A 21,981-nucleotide genomic window follows, 5' to 3' on the forward strand; every position below is an offset into this window, starting at 1 on the left:
ACCGTTAGTCCGTGATCAACAGGCGGGACGCCTCGCCCTGATAGCGGTACTGGGGCTTGTACATGTCCTCAACGAACGGCCCGGGCAGGACATAGTCCCCCGGCGTGATTGCCCGCACGATATAGGCCACGTTGAAGTCGGTCTTTTTGCCGCGCCGATACCGGGGTTTTGGCAGCGCCGCAACGAAGCGGTCATCGCGGGCGTCGGAAAACTCCGTCGCGCTCAGGTTCTTCAGAAACGCAAGCCCGCTGACATCGGTGCTTTCAATCTCCAGCCCCGCCGGCAGCAGATCCACCAGAAGCGGGTCCTGCACGGCTTCCACCAGTATGGAGCCCGACAACAGCACGACAAACCGGCCGTTCCTGGGCAGGGTTCCGGCGGTCAGCGGCTTGCCTTCAAGGCTATAGAAAGACCGGCTGTAGCTGAAGCCGTTCGCGCTTTTTTCAGGCGCTGTTTTCGACACGCCGCGCAGGGTATGCACAAGGCGGACAGGCATGTCGCCGGTGTTGGTGACGGTGGCGGCAGCGCCTTCATCTGCTGTCAGTACCTTGCGCCAGAAGCCATTGGCGGCGCTTACGTCTTCCCCGCCGATGGTGAAACGCATAACGCCATCACCCGGTGCGGCATAGGATGCCGCCGCGCGGGCCAGCCACGCCATTTCCTGTGTGCTGAGCCACTGGTCTTTTGCGACGCCTGCTTCCAGCTGTTCAGCCAGTTTGGCCATATGGTCGGCGTCCGTGCCTGTCTCAGAAAGGATGGTGGTGATGGCCGCAATATCGCGCAGGCTGGAGCCATAGTCCCCATAAGGCATGGAGCCTCTTGAGGCGCGTATGGCGCGGACAAAATATTGCTCTGCCGCATCCTTTTCACCCACGCTGCTCAGCGCGCCGGCGATTTGCGCCAATGAGATTGGTGAGCGCAGTTTTTTCGCAAACTGGTCCGCGAAATAGCGCACCTCGCTTGCGGACACTTCGCCGTAGCGCGCCAGTACATAGTGCGCATAGGCTGTGGCTTCGGGATAGCCGCGCCCGCGCTGCCCGACCATGCGCTTCAGGCGGGAAAGGGCGAGTGTTACCGCCCCTTCAGGCACATAATAGCCCTTGTCCTTTGCGCGCAGCAGGAAGTCAGTGACATAGGCATCCAGCCAGTCATAGCCTGAGCTGTAGCTGTTCCACAGGCCGAAGCTGCCGTCTGACCGCTGCCGGTCCAGAAGCACCATGATGGCGTTTTCAATGGTGTTGGCGGCTTCGCCTTCATTCAGGGAAAGGCCGTATAGCCGGTTCAGGTCGCCAAAGAACAGGCTGGGCATGGCGCGCGAAACCGTCTGCTCGCTGCAGCGGTAAGGGTAGGCCCGCAGTTCTTCAAATTTCCTCCCGGCTTCCAGGTTGGGGCGCGAAGAAACGGTGAGATACTGGCTGACGGTGCCTTTATAGAAGGCGTCTGGGCCAGGGGTGTCCGCGGCACCGCTTTCACCGGGTCTGAGCGTCAGGCGCGCGGTTTGGGTCATGTAAGGCCAGGCAGGCCGCACTGAAATGTCATAGTGGCGCCTGACGGGCGGCAGGTCACCGCCGCTCACGGAAAGCTCAATCCCCGCGGTGCCAATGGTCTGCCCCGTGAGCGACACCGTCAGGTCACGCCGCTCACCGTTCTTGAGTGCGATGGTGCCAGTGGGCGCCTCAAGGCCGATGACATCGGATGTCGCCGCCAGTTTCACTGTGAACTCACCATCCTTGCCCGACAGGTTCTGGATGCTGAAGGTGGCTTTGGCCTTATCCCCGGGAGCCAGGAAGCGCGGGGTGATCAGGTCCGCCACCACAGGCGTGCGGACAGTCAAGTTTGCACTGCCCATGCCGACAGCGTCCTTGCCTGCCGCCACGGCCATCAGGCGCATGCGGCCCATGAAATCCGGCAGGTCAAGCGTGACGCTGGCCTGGCCATTTTCGTCCAGGTCAATATCGCGCTCCAGAAGCGCGACCGTTTTTGTGGTGCGGGTGATCGGGCTGAAGAGATTGCTGTCTTCCTTGAGAATACGTGAGCCGGAGACCATGACTTCCTCAAGCGCGAGGTTGTCGCCACCGGTGCGGATGGTGCCGCGCTTGCCTTCTTCAGACCGGATCAGCCGACCATAGACATCGCGGACATCGAAAGCGAATCGGCGCTTGCCAAAATAAAAGTCGTCTGGGTTCGGGGACTTGAAGCGGGTGATGTTCAGGATGCCTTCGTCAACGGCGGCCACGGTAACCTTGATGGGGCCGTCTGGCCTGTCGCCGTCAATCCGGAACGGAATGGTGACTTTTTGGCCGGGCAGGGCGGTATCCGGCACATCGAACAGGATGCGTTTGGACCGCTTCTGCCGGTCGATGGAAAACCAGGCTAGGCCGGTTGCGCGCACCGGCAGGCGGGAAATAGCCCCCGCATTCGGGCGGATCGCGGTGGCAAGGATATAGGCCGAAGGCCCCCAGTTTTCCTTCACCTTGAAGTCAAAAGTGCCGCCATCCTTACCAAGCTCGATGGTTTTGGTCTCAAGGACCCGGTCGCTTGCAATGGTCAGAAGGGCCATGCCTTCGAACGGGGCTTTCACGAAGCCCTGCAGCCTGTCTCCGCTTTGCAGGGCATCGTTTTCAACTGTCAGTTCAAGGCCGTCTGGCACATCAGGGTTGTCGGACCGCATCCACCAGCCCACGTAAAAGCGCCTGCTGGCAACGGCATTGCCGCCTTCGTCGGTGACATCAAGGCGGTAGCGGCCCCAAGGCAGGGCGCGGGTAACCTGCACCAGCCCATCGTCGCCGCTTTTCAGGTTCTCTTCGCCCAGCGTTTCGTCATAAACGCTGGTGCGGTAGTTCCAGTTGCCCCGGGTTTGATACCAGGTGTGGCTATAATGTTCCTTCACCCATACGGCTGTCAGTTTGCGCGCTGGTAGCGGCTCACCTTCTGCGTTTACCGCAAGAATGGAAAGCGACGCCGGTTCGCTGCTGTCGAAATGGCCATCATTGTCGGGCTTGATGCCAAGCATGACAGGCGCGCGCCCAACGGGAAGCCACATGCCGTCCTGAACCGGGCGGCCGCCGACATCCCGCACTTCCGCCATCAACTTCGCGCGAAGAGGCAGCGTGGTGTCAGGCAGTTGGTCCACAAGAAGCGCTATCCTGCCGAGGCCGTCTTCACCGGTCTTGAACTCAAGCGGCTCCAGCTTCTCTGGTGTAAACTCGTCCTGCGTCAGGCCGAACTGATAGCCTTTCCAATCGTCAAACGGGGCAGGATCAGCCTCGAGCGACGCATAGAGGGTGCCTGAAAGGTTGCCAGCGGGCGCACCATAGAGGAAGTCTGCCTGGACATGCACCTCAAGCGGGGCGCCAGCTTTCAGTTCCTCTTCCACCGTTTCCAGCTTGGCGGTCAGGCGTTCGGGGACAAAGTCATCTACCTGGAAAAAGGCACTGCCAACGCTTGTCTTGTCATCGTCGGCATAGAGGTTGGCGCGCCACTGGCCAGTCCGCGCGGCCGGTGAAAGCTGATAATTGAAGGCATAGCTGCCAAGTGCATCGCCAGTGATGCGTTCCTTCAGGGCTTCGACGCCGTCAGGACGGGTGATCACCAGGCTTAGCGGCAGGTTTGCCACAGCGTGGGCTTCGGCATCCCTCATTAGCCCGGACAGCATCACCTTTTCGCCAGGGCGGTAGATGCCGCGCTCCGTGTAGAGGAAGCCGTCAAGCGGCCCCGCGGGCATGCGACCTTCGGTGCCCCTGTCGCTCAGGTCAAGCGCAGGGCCTTGCAGTTTGACGAAATTATAGTCGCCGTCATCGGTGCTGATGGACAGTGCCATGGGCGTGTTGCCGCCTTTGCCGCGCATCAGTTCGGCAGCGATGGTGGCGCGGCCTGTTCTGTCGGTCGTGGTTTGGGTGAGCGTGTCATTGTTGCGGGCAATCACGGTAACAGTGGCGTTCCTGACCGGCTTCGCGCTTTCAAGGGAATTGACAAACACATGCATACCGTCTGCCCCCTGAAGCGACATAACGCCCAGGTCGGAGATCACCATCCACTGGGTCTGGCGTGGCGTCCACCGGTTCCGTGTTTCATCATTTTCAGGGCTTGCCACAAGCGCATAAATGCCAGGCTGGATGGTTTTCAAAAACTCACGGACCGGCACAAGTGTCGTGACATCTTTATTCTTCGCATTGTCGATGTCGATGCTGCCTTCCCAGACAAGCTCGCCCAGGTCGTCCTGCAGGTTCCGCTCTGACCATATATTCAGGTTCTGGCCGTCCATCCCCGTTTTCAGCCACGGGACAAGGCCCCTGTCTGGCACGCGGTAGAGGCTAAGGTTTGCGCTATCCAGATTGACGCTCTTGAGCGGGATGGTCTCATCGCCCACTTGCGGCAGGATATAGGTGCCGTTGCCAAACAGGACACGGGCCTCCCGGTCCGGCACCGTGAAGGTGCGCTTTGCGTCCGCATAAAGCTTTGCGTCAGGCTTGCCGGGTAAACCTGCAAGAAGGGTGACGGATAGCGTGTCGCCATACGTCATGCCGGTCAGGCAGATGCGCCTGCCTTCGCCGCGTACGGCGATATCCCGCTCGCTTTCAAACCGGACATAATCCCGAACAGGAATGGGAAGTGGGTCCTTAATGGGATGCGATAGCACAAGGCAAGCGCGGGGTGTCTGGCCTTCAACATCCATCACTTGGTCGACAATGCGCAGGGTGAAGCGTCCCTCTACGCTATTGAGCCAGGTTTGGCGCGTGTTCTCGCGGTGGATTGCCTGCGCGTCCTTGAGCGTGGCCAGGGCTTCCGTTGGCTGATTTTCTGCCAGCATAACCTGGGCAAAGGCATCAAGTGCTGCGGCCTTGTCCCTTGCCGTGTTCGCTATCGTGAGGAGGTGCCAGGCGGCGCCGTAAGCATCCTCAAGCTGCCCTATATTAAGTCTATTGACCGCGAGGTCACGCCATGCAGTGGCATCGGTAGGGTGCTGGGCAAGTTTGAGCTCTAGCCTGAACCGCTTTTTGAAGGCTTTGATATCGTCGTTGGTGACAAGTCCGGGGGCATCCTTATCAAGCGCATCAGAAAGGTCGATATCTTCAGCTGACTGTGCAGTTTCAAGCGCCCTCAACTCCTCCGCCCGGGCCTGTGCCTCTTCAAGCAGCCGTTCTGCTGTCGCTGATCGGTCTTCCAGAACTATGGGGGAGGTGATGCCGCCGTCATCCGACAAAGCGGGCGGTGTGGCAGTCTGGAAAAGACAAATGGTGGCGAGCAGCAAAAAGGCGGCGAGACGGCGCATGTTTATTCCCCATGACTAGACGTGTGTAGGTGTAACTATACCGCTAATTGTGGTCAAACCCGGACAGCTTTATGCCGGAACAGGGGAAAATTATGACCGCTGGGGCCCTCTGCCGGGGAAGGAGCTGCGGGCTGTCTGAGTTACGATTCGCGTAGGGAATGCTGTTTCAGGGGTGATACTGACCTGGAGGGGAGGGCGAGGAGGTTTTGAGTGAAATGAATATAAAACAATGGTTTAAGGTTGTTTTTCTGGTTCGCCTGTGGCTTTTAATTTACAATTAACAAAAATGACTTATGTAATATCTATATTGAATGGAGCGATGCTGATGACCGATGATATCAAGCCGGAAACTGCAGGACATATTCGCCCTTTGCGGTTGAATGACCCTGCTCCTGTTTTTGCCGCCCGCACGACCATGGGCGTGAAGTGCCTGACGGACTATCGCGGTAAATGGCTCTTGCTGTTTTCACACCCGGCGGACTTCACGCCTGTGTGCACCACAGAATTTATGGCGCTTGAGCAAGCGGCGGATAAATTCCGCGCGCTCGACTGTGAACTTCTGGGCCTGTCGGCGGATAGCATCTATTCGCACCTGGCCTGGATCCAGAATGTGGAAGAGCGGTTCGGCGTTACCATCAGTTTCCCGATTATCGAGGACCTGTCGCTGACCATCGCTGAAGCGTATGGCATGATCGATGAAACGTCGGTTAGTACGGCAACCATCCGTTCGGTTTTCTTTATTGATCCTGAAGGCATTATTCGGGCGCAGGTTCACTATCCGGCCAGTGTTGGTCGTTCGGTGGACGAACTGCTGCGGGTTCTGATGGCCCTGCGGGCAACAGAACAGGGTGAGCTTGCGGCCCCGGAAGGCTGGCATGCGGGCGACAAACTACTGAAGGCGCCACCGACCACAATTGAGGAAGTCCGTCACACCCAGAGCATGCCAAAAGAGGCGCGCCGCGACTGGTATTTCATGGAGGCCGGCGGTGACTAACGCGGGGCTCGATATGGTTCAAACGCAAGCGGCTGAGGTGGCGGGGCTGATGAAAACCCTGTCGCATCCGAACCGGCTTTTGATCGTGTGCCAATTGATGGACGGTGAAAGCTCTGTCAGCCAGATCGAAGAAACCACAGGCGTTCGCCAGCCTACGCTGTCCCGTGAACTGGGGCGCTTGCGCGACGAGGGGTTGGTTCAGACCCGGCGTGAATCCAAGGCGGTTTTCTACAGCCTGAAAGACGACAGGCTCAGGGATCTGATGAATGTTTTGTGCAAGGCCTGGGGCGGTGAGGCCTTGGCTGCGCGTGAGCGGGCAGCAACAAGCGAACAACCCTTTTTCCCAACAATTGAAGGGCGCCGGACAGGCCGTGTCCGGATCAAGCCTGACCCATACAGAAAAGACTAGCAGTGCTGGCAAGCACCAGCCTGCATATGAGGAGACAAGCCATGAAACCGACAGTGACAAAGTTTTTTGACGAACCCACCTTCACCTTCAGCTATGTGGTGGCAGATCCGGCAACAAAGAAATGTGCCATCGTGGATTCAGTGCTGGAATATGCGCCTAATTCGGGCCGCACCAGCACGGCGGCCGCCGATGAGATCATTGCTTTTGTGCAGAAGCAAGGCCTTGAGGTGGAGTGGATCCTTGAAACCCACGTTCACGCCGACCATCTTTCGGCGGCGCCCTACCTGCAGGAAAAGCTGGGCGGCAAGCTGGCGATCGGCGCCAACATCACTGTAGTGCAGGATGTATTCGGCAAGCTTTTCAATGCCGGCAGCGAGTTCGAGCGCGACGGCAGCCAGTTCGACGTACTGTTTGAAGACGGCGACGAATTCGCCATCGGTTCGATTTCGGCCAAAGCCATGCACACGCCAGGGCACACGCCAGCCTGCATGACCTATATCATCGGCGACGCCGGTTTTGTGGGCGATACGCTCTTTATGCCGGACTATGGCACCGCGCGCTGTGATTTTCCGGGCGGCGATGCCGCAACGCTGTTTGCATCCGTACAGAAGATTTTCGCGCTGCCGGATGAAACGCGCCTATTCATGTGTCACGACTATAAAGCGCCGGGCCGCGACGACTATGCGTGGGAGACCACAGTTGGTGAAGAACGCCAGCGCAATATCCATGTGCATGACGGCGTGTCTGAGCAGGAGTTCGTCGATATGCGGACCAAACGCGATGCCACCCTGGATATGCCGCGCCTGATCCTGCCGTCTGTGCAGGTCAACATGCGGGCGGGCCACATGCCGCCAGAGGAAGATAACGGCATTCGTTACCTCAAGATCCCTGTCGACGCGCTTTAAGGCCGGGCAGAAGCGCAACCAAAGGAAAAAATCATGGATATCAGAAAAATCACCCCGGCGCTTTCCGTGTCGCCGCAAATTTCCCTGCAGGACATCAGTGTCCTCAAGGGGCTTGGCTTTAACGGCATCATCAATGTCCGCCCTGACGGGGAAGAAGACGGCCAGCCGACATCGAAGGAAATCGAGAAGCTGGCGGAAGTCAGCGGCCTTTCCTATGTGCATATTCCCGTTGTCTCGGGCCAGATCACTGAAGATGACATCAGGGCCTTTGCCAAGGCCCGTGCCAGCATGGTTGGTCCTGTGCTGTCATACTGCCGCACAGGCACGCGCGCTGTGACCCTTTGGGCGTCATGCGCGGCGGCGAACCTGTCGACGGACGCCATTATCAAAACCGCTGACGAGGCGGGCTATGACCTTTCGGGCAAGGCCGCAGACCTGGACGCACGCCGCGATGCGGCGGCTGGTGCGAAGGTTGCTCCTGCGCCTGCCAAGGGCGGCCCGGCCCATGACGTTGTGATTGTTGGTGGCGGGGCAGGTGGCCTTGCCGCAGCCGCGAGCCTCCTGAAGCGCAGGCCCGGCCTTGATATTGCGGTGATCGAACCACGCGATACCCACTATTACCAGCCGGGCTGGACGCTTGTGGGCGGGGGTGTCTTCTCCCGCGATCAGACCAAGAGGGCGATGGCGGATGTCATGCCCAAGGGTGTGAAATGGATTCGCTCCGCCGTGGCGCGGTTCGAGCCCGCGCGCAACAGCGTGATCCTTGAAAGCGGTGACGAGGTGACATACCGCGCGCTGGTGGCGGCCCCCGGCATCAAGCTGATGTGGGAGAAGGTCAAGGGCCTTAAGGAAGCGCTGGGCAAAAATGGTGTTACGTCCAACTATATGTTCGATATGGCGCCCTACACCTGGGATCTGGTGAAATCCCTGAAGGGCGGGCGCGCGATCTTTACCCAGCCGCCCATGCCCATCAAATGTGCGGGTGCGCCGCAGAAAGCCATGTATCTGGCGTGCGACCACTGGAAGCGCTCTGGTGCCTTGAAGGACATTGAGGTTGAGTTCCACACGGCGGGCGGTGTGCTTTTCGGCGTGCAGGACTATGTGCCCGCGCTGATGGGCTATGTTGAAAAATACGGCGCCAAGCTCAACATGATGGAAAATCTTGTTGCGGTGGACGGCCCGAACCAGATGGCGACATTTGAGGTGACGGACGCCGACGGCAAGGTGACAACCGTTGAGCGCGGCTTCGACATGATCCATGTGTGCCCGCCTCAAGGGCCGCTTGATTTCATGAAAGGCTCCGCGATCGCTGATGAAGCCGGTTGGGTGGATGTGAACGCGGAAACCTTGCAGCACAACAGCTTCGGCAATGTGTTCGGTATTGGCGACGGCTGCAATGCGCCAAACGCAAAGACAGCTGCGGCGGTGCGGAAACAGGCGCCTGTGGTGGCCAACAACGTGCTGGCGATCCTGGATGGCACGAGCAAAACTGCCCTTTACAAGGGCTATGGTTCCTGCCCGCTGACAGTAGAGCGCGGCAAGGTGGTGCTGGCCGAATTCGGCTATGGCGGCGAACTGCAGCCCACTTTCCCATCCTGGCTGGTAAAGGGCACCAAAGCGTCCGGGCTGGCCTGGTTCCTGAAGGAAAAGCTGATGCCGGCGCTATATTTTGACCTGATGCTCAAAGGGCATGAATGGCTTGCGGGGCCAGAGATCATCTCTCACGCGCCGCTCAAGCATGAAGCCAAGGATGCGTGTGATTTCACGCAATCCAAAACGGGTTAGGACCGAAAGGAAATATGCCAATGGCGGCATCCAAGCGCCTGTCCGCGATATTCCCGTGCCTTGAATGGGCGCGGGAGTATAACCGTGAAACGCTTATCAACGACCTGACGGCAGCGGTGATTGTGGTGATCATGCTGATCCCGCAGTCGCTTGCCTATGCAATGCTGGCTGGCCTGCCGCCTGAGGTGGGGCTTTATGCCAGCATCCTGCCGCTTGTGCTTTATGCCGTGTTCGGCACCAGCCGGACGCTGGCTGTGGGGCCTGTGGCTGTGGCGTCGCTGATGTCTGCGGCGGCGGTGGGTGCCGTGGTGAAGCAGGGTACGGCGGGCTATATAGAGGCTTCCATCCTGCTGGCGTTGCTTTCGGGTGCATTCCTGATGCTGATGGGGCTTTTCCGGCTTGGGTTTCTTGCGAACTTTCTGTCTCACCCTGTGATCTCCGGGTTTATTTCTGCCTCTGGCATCTTGATTGCCTTCAGCCAGCTCAAGCATGTGCTGGGCATATCCGCGAGCGGGCACACGCTTCCGCAAGTGGCCACCTCCCTTGCGCACAACCTGCCTGACGTGAACGGCTATACGCTGGCGATCGGGGCGGGCTGCTTGGCGTTCCTCTATTTCGTGCGGTTGCGCCTAAGCGGCCTGTTGCAGGTGTTTGGTGTGCCCGAAAGCGTTGCTGGCTTTGTCGTCAAGGCTGGGCCTGTGCTGTCTGTTGTGGCAACGATCCTGATCGCAAGCACCTGGCAGCTGGACGCTGAAGGCGTTGCCATTGTTGGGGCTGTCCCAGAAGGGCTGCCAACGCTTGGTTTGCCTGCCATCCATATGGAGCTGGTGCGCGAATTGGCGCTGCCGGCCTTCCTGATCAGCGTGATCGGGTTTGTGGAATCGGTATCCGTCGCTCAGACGCTTGCGGCCAAAAGGCGCCAGCGGATCAACCCGAACCAGGAACTGATCGCCCTTGGGGCTGCGAACCTGGGGTCTGGCGTTTCCGGCGGTTATTCGGTCACGGGCGGCTTTGCCCGGTCTGTTGTGAATTTCGACGCGGGCGCGCAAACACCGGCTGCGGGCGTATTTACCGCCATTGGCATTGCCGTTGCCACACTGTTCCTGACACCGTTGATCCATTATCTGCCCAAAGCCACGCTTGCCGCGACCATCATTGTAGCCGTGCTGGCGCTGATTGACTTCCGCATGATCCGCGCAACCTGGATATATTCAAAGCGTGACTTCCTTGCCATGGCTGCGACCATCTTGCTGACGCTTGGTGTCAGCGTGGAAGTGGGTGTGGCGTCCGGCGTGACGCTTTCGATCCTGTTGCATCTTTATAAAAGCAGCCGCCCGCACTGTGCTGTGGTGGGCCTGGTCGCGGGAACCGAGCATTTCCGCAATATCCGAAGGCATGATGTGGAAACCTGCGACACCATGGTCACCTTGCGGGTAGACGAAAGCCTGTATTTTGCCAACGCGCGTTTTCTTGAAGATCAGGTCTATCGCCTGATGGCGGAAAACGAAAAGCTGAAGCATGTTGTGTTGATGTGCCCGGCGGTGAATGAGATTGATGCAAGTGCGCTTGAAAGCCTTGAGGCTATCAACCATCGGCTGGAGGATGCTGGGGTGAAATTCCACCTGAGCGAGGTCAAGGGCCCGGTTATGGACCGGCTGCAGCGGTCCCATTTCCTGGATGAGTTGAGCGGCCAGGTTTTCCTTACCCAATACCAGGCCTATCGGGCGCTGGCGAATGGCGAGCCATGCCGGTCGAATAAGGCACCAACGGGTGGGCATAACGAGGCCTGATGAGGGCGCCTCTAATGGGCGCCCTGCAAGCAGGCTGTACTGAAGCTGGTTTTAGCGGCCTGATTGTACCGTAGGCTGATCGGCGAACGTGGCAGTGTGTGTGGTTTCGCATGTTGTCACACGGCGGAACGGTGGGCGCTTGGAGATAGTGCGCACATAGTCAGGGCCGATCTTGCAGCTTTCCTTTTCCAAGGCTTCGTCCTTCTGAACAGCTGCCGGATAAGGGTTCGGTGATTTGGATGGCTGAGCCACGGCAGCGGTGCTGAAGAGGCCTGTTGCCATAATGAGTACAAGCGAGCGGATTGTTGTTTTCATTCTAATCTGTCCCTTCTTGGTTTGCGCGGTCTTGTGCCGCGGTCTGACCTTACAGATGTCTCAGGTACGTGCCCGAAGCTGAGCTGGATCAACAACCAGCAGGCCGGGAACGCCAAAAGTCTGAGCACAATAAAGAAGAAACTTCCGACTCACTAGTTACATCGGAAACTAATAACGAATTTGTGAGGAGGTGGGCTTAGACCGGCAGCGAGGCCTTGATGCCAGCCATCACATCGGCGCGTGCTTTGTCCAGAATGTTGTTGCCGTTGGTCTTTACAGCCGTGGCAATTTCATCCTGCAGGTCAAGCAGACGGATAAAGTGTGGTGAAGCATCGCGCTTCTGGATCAGGGACTGCAGGGCACGGGCGTCGAAGTGATGCTCGTAAACACCCGCAAGCATTTGGGTCCAGTCCGCACCGTAGCTGGCTTGAACGCTGCGGATCACTTGCACCACTGTTGCCTGGACCTTGTCCATGCCGTACTGGCGAATCGCAGCACGTACCGGCGCTGAGTTTTTCACATCATGCAGCAGCAACAGCGACAAATTCTTTGAAATGCCGGTTTCCAGCACAAATTTGAGCGCGGTATCGTGTGCTGCAGCGGCTGGCTGGGCCAGATATGCGTCGGAAAAGTCGGGCAGGGCGTAGCTATCCATCACGGAATCACCATGCGACGGCATAACAGGTGCGCTTGAAGCTACAGCCTGAGGGGCTGTCGCTGTAAGGGCCACTGTCATAAAGAGCGCTGTACCAACGGTTTTGCGCCCGAACCGGGAAGAGACTCTGCTGAAAAACGTCATAAGCCGACTTAAAATCCGATAACAAACTCAAGATGGCCACTGAAATACGCGCGTTATGTTACAGTTTTTTGTCTTTTTCGGCCTTTTGGGCTATTGTCATAAAAAATTCATAAAACTACCGAGGAATCGGGTTGCTATATGCTAAGTGTATGTAGCGAAAAGGGAATTTGTTTAACAATTCTCAAAAAATATTTTCTGTAGCGATTTCATATGGTTAAATTCCCTTCCAATGAGCCGGTCTGCTCATGTTACATATTATTGTAACAAAAGTGGTCATAATAGATCGGTTTGCCAATAGGAGGCCTGTATGCGTTATATGAAATTTGGAACTGTTTCCGCCGCTATCATCTTTGCTGCAAGTGCGTCGTTCGCTGACGCTGGCGCAGATGCAAGTATGCTCGCATGGGATGGCGATGACTATGCCACCAGCGAACTGGGGAGCGGAGACTGGAGCAAGGCTGAAGCCGCTCTTCTCGGCAGCGATGTCGCCCCTGAAGACGCCGTGTTCGCCAAGATCAACCTCGCGTTCGTCTATAGCTCTACCGGTCGCAAGGACCTGGCGATGAATATCTATCAAGAAATACTTGAAGGCAAGGCTAACCCCTATGCACTGACGGTATCGGGGCAGCCGCGCCGGGTGAAGACGATTGCGAAAGTCGCTCTTGCCCGTCTTGAGGACCAATAAGGATTAATTCTTATTAAATACGGCTGGTGTGAGAGCCTTGTCCGTGCCCACACCAGTTCAAAGACGATCTCCTGAACTAAGCTGATATAAAAGACTATCATTCCCTGGAAGCACGTACCGGTCCCCTCTGGTGCGTGCTTTTCTTTATCGCAAGCCGCCTGATCAAGCTAGGGGAGCTTCCCTGTGTTGCTCCATATTAAACTAGAGTCGCTGTCTGGATTTGATGTTTCAGTGTGAAATATAAGGAAGTCCACCACGCCCATTGATGACACACTTCGCCTTAACTGGTTGTATTCTTATCGCATAAAGATATGTCGTGAAAGTATGAAGTCGCAGAATTCTGCGGTTTTCTGGGGTTTTGATATTAGCTGACCGAATGTTCCCCAAACGGTCATACCGCTGAAACGAAACTGAAATATTCCCCCACTAGGCCTCATGCCCCAGGAGCCGGCTCGCAGAAGCTGGTCCACAAGTCATGCAACGCAACAACCTATCCAGGTGACGGAAACGTCGTACGGGGAATGAAATGACCAAATTACAGATTTTGAAGAACACACTGCTGGCGGCTGTTGCTGCTACAGCGCTTGTCGCGTGTGGCGACGACAGCACAGAGCTGGCGTCTCCCGGCACGGTAGCGCCAAACCCAGGCACCGGTGGCGGTGACAATGGCGGCGACAACGGCGGCGACAATGGCGGCGATCCTGCCGTAAAAATCGGCCGCGATGGCGCTGAATATACTTCCGAAGGCAACTGCCCAACTGGTACAACTGCCGTATCCGTTGGCGAACAGACACACTGTAGCCTGTCCGGTACGCTCACCAGCGACGTAACGCTGACCGCAGGCAACATCTACCAGCTGTCTGGTAAAGTGGCTGTTGGTGTTGACGTTGGCGCAGACGGCAATGCAAGCGCAGGCGACCCGGCGGTTCTGTCTATCGAACCCGGCGCTGTTATCTACGGTGCGACCGCAACCGACGTTCTTGTGATTTCCCGCGGTTCTGAAATTCGCGCTGAAGGTACTGCCAACAACCCGATCATCTTCACTTCCGCGCTTGACCTTGACCTTGCTTCTGAGCTGGGCCTAACGGCAGCTGCAAGCTACTCCGGCCCTCTGCTGGAAGAGCCATTCACGTCTGAGTGGGGTGGTCTGGTGATTAACGGCCGTGCTTCCATCAACACCTGTAACCAGGCTGAAGTTTGTGAAGCTGAAGGCGAAGGCGACAGCGGTCTTTATGGTGGCAATCTCGACACCGACAGTTCCGGCGTTATGAAATATGTCCAAATCAAATATTCCGGTAACCCGATCACCGCTGATGACGAGCTGAACGGCATCGCATTCCAGGGCGTTGGTTCCGGTACCGAGCTGGACTATATCCAGGTTCACAACGGCGCAGACGACGGTGTTGAATTCTTCGGCGGTACGGCTCAGGTGAAGCACCTTGTGATCACTGGCGCAGACGACGACAGCCTCGACTGGACACAAGGTTGGCGCGGTAAAGCCCAGCACGTGATCATCATCCAGAACCCCGCCCAGCCTGCATCCGACCAGGGTATTGAGGCTGACAACTTCGGTGACGGTAACGACTTCCTGCCACGCGCACAGCCACGCCTTTCTAACATGACCATCGTTGGTTCCGCTTCCAAAGGCGGCGAAAGCGACATCGGTATGCTTCTCCGTGAAGGTACTGGCGCGAACATCTACAATACTGTTGTTTCCGACTTCGGTGATGCGTGTCTCGATATCGACCAGGACGCAACGTTCACGAACGCTGGCACAAGCGCTACGAACCTGACGGGCAACCTGACCATCGAATCCACACTCCTGGGCAGCAACTGTGCGTCTGTCTTCAAAGAAGACGGCAACGTATTTGACCTGGAAACTTTCTTCACGTCACAGGCCAACAACGCTGTTGGCGCGACCACGCTTTCCAACAACTTCATCAACGGTTCCGCTGAAAATGCAATAACCGGTACTGATGTAAGCGTTATCGACAGCTTCTTCGACGCAACCGACTATGCCGGTGCGGTGAAGAGCGACAGCGCAGCTGACAACTGGACCCTGAACTGGACTTACGGTCTGAACCCTGATCCAGAATGTCCAGAAGGCACGACTGCAAGCACAGACGGCACTGTTTGTACGCTTTCCGGAACTTACACGTCTGACCTGCGCCTCGTGTCCGGTCTTGACTATGTTCTCGACGGCAAAGTGGTATTCGGTATCGATGTTGGCGCGGACGGCAATGCTGCAGCGGGTGACCCTGCAACGCTGACCATTGAGCCTGGCGTGACCGTAATGGGTGCTGACCAGACATCTTACCTGGTGATCTCCCGCGGTTCGAAGCTGAACTCCAACGGTACGGCTGACGCACCTGTAACTTTCACGGCGATCGACCCTGAGACCCGCGACCTGGACGTTGATACTTCCCTTTGGGGCGGTCTCGTGATCAACGGTCGCGCCACAATCAACACCTGTAACCAGGCTGAAGTTTGTGAAGCTGAAGGCGAAGGCGACAGCGGCCTTTATGGCGGCGACGACGACACTGACAGCTCCGGCCAGATCTTCTACACCCGCGTTGTATATGCTGGTAACCCGATCACTGCTGACGACGAACTGAACGGCATTGCCTTCCAGGGCGTTGGCTCCGGCACCACGATCGATTACCTGCAAGTACACAACGGTGCCGACGATGGTGTTGAATTCTTCGGCGGTACGGCACAGGTGAAGCACCTTGTGATCACCGGCGCTGACGATGACAGCCTCGACTGGACGCAGGGCTGGCGCGGTAAGGTTCAGCACGTTCTGATCGTACAGAACCCGAACCAGCCTGGTACTGACCAAGGTATCGAAGCCGACAACTTCGGTGACGGGAACGACTTCCTGCCACGGGCTCACCCGATGATCGCCAACGCGACGATCCTGGGCAGCGCAGCAGCTGGCGGCGAAAGCGACATCGGTATCCTGCTCCGCGAAGGTACTGCGGCGAACCTCTGGAACGTGGTTGTGGCTGACTTCGGTGACGCATGTCTCGACATCGACCAGGACGCTACCTTCACCGTATCCGGTACTTCCGCCACTGACCTGACGGGTGACCTGACCATGGAAAGCACGCTCCTGAGCGATAGCTGTGCCTCGGTCTTCAAGGATGACGGCAACGTCTTCGATCTTGAAACTTGGTTCAACAACCAGGCCAACAACATTGTTGCAACAGACAGCCTGACGGCTCTCTCGGGTGCGGCCAGCTTCAAGACCTACATCAACGGGGCTACGGAGAACGGCGTAACTGCAACGGATGTAAGCGCAATCGACAGCTTCTTCGACGCAACCGACTATGTCGGTGCCGTGAAGAATGCAGCCAACGATTGGGTTTCCGGCTGGACCGTGTGGCTTAACCAATAAGCAAACAGCACAAGGCGCCGCGGCAGGGCTCAGGCTCGTGCCGTGCCGCGGCGCTCAGCATAAGTAAAGAAAACTGATGGTGCCCGAAATGAAATTGACCCAAAAGAGTTTGAAAAGCGTGCTTCTGGCCTCGACGGTATTGATACTGCCGGCCGAAGCAATCGCTCAAGATAAGCCGGAGCTTATGACGGTAGACGTGGAAGAAATCACGGTTACCGGCCGCTACGTGCCAGACGAAAAGCGCGCGACGTCTGAAATCGCCAACGTCCTCGACAGCGAAGCCTTTGCCCTGGCGGGTGACAGCGACATCGCGAGTGCCATCCAGCGCCTGCCGGGCCTTTCCCGGACGCGTGACGGCTATGTGTACGTTCGTGGTCTTGGTGACCGCTACTCCTCAACTCTCCTGAACGGTTCGGGCATCCCGAGCACGGACCCGCTGCGCCGGGTTGTCCCGCTTGACATCTTCCCGACCAGCTTGATCTCATCCGTTCTGGTGCAGAAAACCTATTCACCAGAATTCCCTGCTGATTTCGGTGGTGGTGTGATTGACCTGCGCACCAAGGCCATTCCTGACGACTTCGTTCTGGAAATCGGCATCTCAGGCAAATACAACACTGAAGCAACCGGCAAGACGGGCCTCAACTACGATGGCACTGGGTCCGAAATCTTCGGCTTTGGTGGCTCCCGCCGCGACATTCCGGAAGAGCTCCTGAAGGATGTGACGCTCGCAAGCCTGACGCCGGAAGAGCTGGAAGCCGCAGGCGAAGCGATCCCGAACATCTGGTCCATCGACAGCGAACCGCTTTATCCAGGCGCCGGTTTCGACCTGGTGTGGGGTAACCGCTATGATGTTGGTGACGAAAGCGCGTTTGGTTTCTTCACCGCTGTTACTTACGATATCAACCAGCGGCACCGTGACGGTGTTCGCCGCACGGTGACCACGTCAAACGCTGGTCCGGTTATCCGCTCGAACGCCGCTCCTGAAGTGTGCGACATGCCTGAATTTGACGGCGAAGATGTAAGTGGTTGCGGTGTGCGTCAGTCCAACACTGATATCTCGCTCAATGGTATCCTGTCGCTTGGTTATGAATTCAACGCTGATCACTCGATCAACTTCACCGGTACGGTGCTGCGCGATAGCAGCAAGCGGGCGCTGATCGAAAAAGGTCAGTTTGCACAGGAAGACGCGCTCCGGACCCGGTCGTTCATCGACTGGATCGAAAGCCAGGTCTGGACCAACCAGCTGACGGGTGAGCATTATGTCAATCTGTTCGGCGATAGCGACACGTTCCAGACCACGAAAATCAACTGGCGCGCCAACATCTCCCGTTCCGACCGGGATGTGCCCCTGCGCCGCGATACCACGTACGAGTATAACCCACAGCTTGACGCCGACCTGATCCTGGCGCGGACAGACAGTAACACCACCGTCTATAACGCCCTTGATGAGGAAACCATGGAGTTCGGCCTGGACTTCGTTCAGCCGATGTATATCGGCGGCTTCCTGGCTGACGTCAAAGGTGGTTTCACCTATCAGGACAAAGACCGTAGCTTCGGTCTGGTGCGCTATAACTTCGCCTTCCCGGCGGGTATCAGCACAGACCTGCGGGCGCTGGCGCCTGAGATCATCTTCGGCCCAGGCAACATCCGCCCAGGCGGCATTACGCTGACCGAGATTTTCGATGCGTCTGACTTCTATTCCGCGCAGTTCGAAAATATCCAGGGGTACTTGGGTGCGGATATCGAAATCAGCCCACGCCTTCGGTTCGCATTTGGCTGGCGCTATGAGAACAGCGAGCAGGTGATTGATACGGTTGACCGTATTACGCTTGATCCGCTTCTTGTGACCCAGAAGGGCGAATATTGGCTGCCTGCCGCGACGATGACTTATGAAATCGTCGACAACATGCAGATCCGTTTCGCCTACAGCCAAACAGTGAACCGCCCGGAAGCCCGCGAGCTTTCAACGGCCCGCTTCCTGGATGACGAGCGGAACATTTCCGTACAGGGTAACCCTGAACTGCGGATTGCCGAAATCGACAACTATGACGCTCGCTTCGAATGGTATTTCGCGCCGGGTGAAAGCCTGACGATTGGTGCCTTCTACAAGAAGTTTTCCAACCCGATCGAGCGCAGCAGCCGTGCCCTTGGTGAAGGCCGCCTGATCACCTACGTGAACGGTGAATCCGGTGAGCTGAAGGGTATCGAGGTTGAAGTCGAAAAAATCCTGGATGTGCAGGATTGGTTTGGTTGGGAGTTTTATGGCCGCGAGTTCTATGTTCGCGCTAACGGTTCCTATATCGACTCTGAAACTGTGACAGCGACCGCTGACCTGGGCGTTGTAACGAACGCAGTTCGTACCTTCCAGGGCCAGTCCAAATGGCTTGCCAACACGCAGCTTGGCTGGCGCGGTGACGTGGACAATATGTCCCTCATCCTGAACTACACCGGCCGCCGTCAGGCGCTCCTGGGTGTGTTTGGCGCGGGTGACGAATATGAAAACCCACCGCTCCTTCTGGACTTTGTCTACAGCCGCGAGTTTGAAGTGGGTAGCAACATCCTTGAAGTGAGTCTCGAAGCAGGAAACCTGCTTGGTGATGAAATCGAATACGTGCAGGACGGTGTTATCACCGAAGGGTACGAAATCGGTCGCACCTTCAGCATTGGCTTCAAATACAAGTTCTAACACCGAAAAATCGGCCCGTCGCTTCGGCGGCGGGCCTTGGTGAGCACGAAAAATCGGCCACCGCAAAAAAAGTGCAACAAAACGGCGCAAAGATGCCGGCACAAAAAAAACGAATGATGATGCTTTTTGGAGACGTACTAGTTTCATGGACACGTATGGACATGGAAAAAGACAGGTGACACCTGTGTCCCGCCAGCCCCGCGCCTTGCGTTTGGGGATTTTGGCGTTTGAGCTCTGTCTGGTGATTCTGATTGCCTATCAGGCATCCGGCCTGATGTTCCGAATCATGGAACCCGAACAGACACCATCGGCGCAGCCCTTAATAGCATCGCGCGCCCAAAATGCGCACTCAGATGCCGATACCGGCATGCTGACCGGCTTCGATCCCTTCTTTCGCGCCGTCCCGGAAATAAGCGCCGTCTCCGCCGTGGAAGCGGCACCGGAAAGCAGCCTCAAGCTTGAACTTTTTGGCCTTCGTGCAATGGGCGACGGCAAAGGCAGCGCCATTGTCAAAACCCAAGACGGTAGCCAACAGGTTGTCCGTGTGGGTGACATTATATCGCCGGGTGTGAAGCTGGCAGGCGTATATAAAGACCGGCTTGAAATCATCCGCTCCGGCAGCTTGGAAGCGGTTTACCTGCGCCCGCAGGGTGAACGCGCAGCGCGGCCCATGGCTGCGGCATCCGGCCCGACCGCAACAAGCTCACGCGCCACTGGCGGCGCACTCAGCTATCTGGCGAACCTGCAGCTTGAGCCCGTGCGCCGTGACCGGCGAATCATCGGTTTTCGCCTGCCGGGAGATATGCCCGAGGCGGCAGCGGCTCTTGGCCTCGAAGGTGGGGATATCCTGCTGGCAGCCAATGGCGAGCCGCTCAACTCATTTGAACGTATTTCAGAGATCGGCGAAGAGCTGGCAGGTGCCCGCCGTATCGATCTCACCATCGAACGCCGGGGCGAGACACGCAGTCTCAGCCTGGGGCTCTAGGGAATTTGGATCATGAAAGTTTTTAAGAATGCTCAATGGCTCATGAGGCCGCTTGTCGGGGCATTGATGCTGGCTGCGGTGCCTTTCGCGCCGACAGCGTTGGCAGCGGAGGGCCATGTGCTCAACTATCGTGATGCCGAAATCCGCGCCTTCATCGATGATATTGCCACCATTACCGGTAAGACATTCATCATCGACCCACGTGTGCGCGGTACCATCAATGTGGTCTCCACTGAACAGGTCACTATTGAGGGCGTGTTCCAGACCTTCCTGTCTGCACTCAAGGTTAATGGTTTTACCCTGGTCCCGACAGCCTCAGGCGCCTTCAAGGTGGTGCCGGACGAAGTCGCGGCCCAAGACGCGGGCCCGGTGGACGAGGCCCGCAAGGGCGACCTGCTGATAACCCAGGTTTTCACGCTGAAGTATGCCGACCCGCTGGCGGTGCAGGCGGCCATCAAGCCCTTTTCCTTCAAGAAGGGTCGTGTGTTTGCCCGCAAGGGCACGCCCGTGGTTATCGTGACAGACTTTGCTGACAATCTTGAGCGCATCGCCAAGCTGGTAGCCACCCTGGATATCGACCATTCCGTGATCCGCACGCTGGCGCTTGAAAACACCAGCGCATCCGAGATGGCAGATATCGCTGTCAAGCTGGCCACGCAGCCGGGCTTTGACGACAATGTCACCCAGTCGCTGACGGCGCTACCGCTCGACAGCAGCAACACGCTGGTTCTTAAAGGTCCCGCGGATGTTATCGATACTTTCCTGCCGGTCCTGAAGGAGCTGGACGCCAACAATGCCTCCCGCGGGGACCTGCGTGTAGTGCAGCTCAGCTACGGCACGGCGGAAAAAATGCTGCCGATGCTGGAGGCCGTGACCCGCTCCATGACGGGGCGCGAGGGCAATGCCGGCGGCGATGTCATGATCTCTGCCTACTCGGGCGCCAACGCCATCGTCATCAATGCCTCATCTGAAATGCAGCAGCGCATCGCCAACGTTATCCATATGCTGGATGTGCCGCGGGCGCAGGTGCTGGTGGAAGCGATCGTGGTGGAAGTCTCGGAAGGAGCGGCGAAGGATCTGGGCGTTCAATATATTCTTGCGGGCGGCAAGAGCAGCAACATTCCATTCACCGTGGCCAACTATTCCAACACGGCGCCGAATATCCTGGCGCTTACAGGCGCGCTGCAACTGAACGACAGTGACGGCGACGGCACGTCCGCAAAAGACCTCGCAAGCGCCGCGGCTGTGGAATCTCTCCTTGGCTTCTCCGGTTTCGGTCTCGGTATCGCGGGCGAAACGGACGGCGGCACAATTTTCGGCGCCATTCTCAACGCGCTTGAGCAGGACAACGGCAGCAACATCCTCTCGACCCCGTCGATCATGGCAATGGACAATGAGACCGCCAGCTTCCTCTCCGGCCAGGAAATCCCGATCACCACGGGCCAGACGCTGACAAGCAGCAGCACCAACCCCTTCACAACGATCGAACGTAAGGATGTGGGTGTGAAGCTTGAGGTCACGCCGCAAGTAAACGAGGGCGAGGAAATCCACCTGATGATCCGCCAGGAGATTTCGTCCATCGCAGGGACAACAGGCGCCAATGAGCTGATCACCAACAAACGCGAAATCCAGACAACTGTGCGCGTTCAGAATGGTGAGATTGTCGTGCTGGGTGGCCTGATTGAGGAAAACGAAAGCGTGTCAGTCGACAAGGTGCCGTTTTTGGGCGATATCCCGCTTCTCGGTCGTGCTTTCCGGTCTGACAGCAAAAGCCGCTCCAAGCGCAACCTGATGATCTTCCTGCGTCCGACCATTGTACGGTCAGCAGGTGACGCAGAGGCGCTGACTGCCAAGAAATACAATTATATGCGGGCGCAGCAGGCGGCATCGGAAACCGGTCTGTCGCTGGACCTTCTGGTGGAAGAAGTGATGGGCAAAGGGGCTGAGAGGTAACTGGCT

13 protein-coding genes are annotated in these 21,981 nt (G+C 57.5%); 10 read left to right on the forward strand and 3 right to left on the reverse strand.

The annotated features are described in order from the left end of the window. Positions 1–4: 4 nt before the first annotated feature. Complete coding sequence (locus tag KORM41_RS18220; protein ID WP_068151699.1) at positions 5–5,272, reverse strand: MG2 domain-containing protein; 5,268 nt, start codon at positions 5,270–5,272, stop codon at positions 5–7. Positions 5,273–5,597: 325 nt separating this feature from the next. Between KORM41_RS18220 and KORM41_RS18225 the strand changes: the two genes are divergently transcribed. From KORM41_RS18225 to KORM41_RS18245, 5 genes are read left to right on the forward strand one after another with little or no spacing between them, the layout of a single operon-like run. Next, positions 5,598–6,266: a peroxiredoxin gene (locus KORM41_RS18225; protein ID WP_231727324.1), complete on the forward strand. Its 669-nt coding sequence runs from the start codon at positions 5,598–5,600 to the stop codon at positions 6,264–6,266. Then, on the forward strand, positions 6,259–6,675 hold the full coding sequence (locus KORM41_RS18230; protein ID WP_231727325.1) for an ArsR/SmtB family transcription factor: 417 nt from the start codon (positions 6,259–6,261) through the stop codon (positions 6,673–6,675). The genes KORM41_RS18225 and KORM41_RS18230 overlap by 8 nt, the downstream gene beginning before the upstream one ends. A 41-nt stretch (positions 6,676–6,716) precedes the next feature. Next, complete coding sequence (locus KORM41_RS18235; protein ID WP_068151706.1) at positions 6,717–7,580, forward strand: MBL fold metallo-hydrolase; 864 nt, start codon at positions 6,717–6,719, stop codon at positions 7,578–7,580. Between the two features lie 33 nt (positions 7,581–7,613). Next, complete coding sequence (locus KORM41_RS18240; protein ID WP_068151709.1) at positions 7,614–9,365, forward strand: bifunctional protein tyrosine phosphatase family protein/NAD(P)/FAD-dependent oxidoreductase; 1,752 nt, start codon at positions 7,614–7,616, stop codon at positions 9,363–9,365. A 20-nt stretch (positions 9,366–9,385) separates the two neighbouring features. After that, positions 9,386–11,155, forward strand: coding sequence for a SulP family inorganic anion transporter (locus KORM41_RS18245; RefSeq protein WP_068151713.1), 1,770 nt, complete (start codon positions 9,386–9,388; stop codon positions 11,153–11,155). A gap of 51 nt (positions 11,156–11,206) precedes the next feature. Here KORM41_RS18245 and KORM41_RS18250 read toward each other — a convergent pair whose 3' ends face one another. Together KORM41_RS18250 and KORM41_RS18255 are read right to left on the reverse strand one after the other, a co-directional pair. Then, positions 11,207–11,470: a hypothetical protein gene (locus KORM41_RS18250; protein ID WP_068151716.1), complete on the reverse strand. Its 264-nt coding sequence runs from the start codon at positions 11,468–11,470 to the stop codon at positions 11,207–11,209. A gap of 196 nt (positions 11,471–11,666) precedes the next feature. Then, positions 11,667–12,149 (reverse strand): hypothetical protein, encoded by a 483-nt coding sequence (locus tag KORM41_RS18255; protein ID WP_068151722.1) that lies wholly within the window; start codon positions 12,147–12,149, stop codon positions 11,667–11,669. 427 nt (positions 12,150–12,576) lie between these two features. Between KORM41_RS18255 and KORM41_RS18260 the strand changes: the two genes are divergently transcribed. The 5 genes from KORM41_RS18260 to gspD all read left to right on the forward strand — a co-directional run bounded on the left by KORM41_RS18260 (position 12,577) and on the right by gspD (position 21,975). After that, entirely contained in the window at positions 12,577–12,954 is a 378-nt protein-coding gene (locus KORM41_RS18260; protein ID WP_068151725.1) for a hypothetical protein, read from the forward strand. 526 nt (positions 12,955–13,480) lie between these two features. Next, entirely contained in the window at positions 13,481–16,351 is a 2,871-nt protein-coding gene (locus KORM41_RS18265; protein ID WP_068151727.1) for a hypothetical protein, read from the forward strand. An 88-nt stretch (positions 16,352–16,439) separates the two neighbouring features. Then, the gene (locus tag KORM41_RS18270) at positions 16,440–19,037 is read left to right on the forward strand and encodes a TonB-dependent receptor domain-containing protein (RefSeq protein WP_197421265.1); all 2,598 of its coding nucleotides are present in this window, start codon (positions 16,440–16,442) and stop codon (positions 19,035–19,037) included. Positions 19,038–19,221: 184 nt separating this feature from the next. Next, the gene (locus KORM41_RS18275; protein WP_197421267.1) at positions 19,222–20,022 is read left to right on the forward strand and encodes a type II secretion system protein N; all 801 of its coding nucleotides are present in this window, start codon (positions 19,222–19,224) and stop codon (positions 20,020–20,022) included. 12 nt (positions 20,023–20,034) lie between these two features. Beyond that, entirely contained in the window at positions 20,035–21,975 is a 1,941-nt protein-coding gene (gene gspD, locus KORM41_RS18280) for a type II secretion system secretin GspD (RefSeq protein ID WP_231727326.1), read from the forward strand. The last annotated feature ends 6 nt before the right edge of the window (positions 21,976–21,981 follow it).

This window comes from Kordiimonas lipolytica (assembly GCF_001550065.1).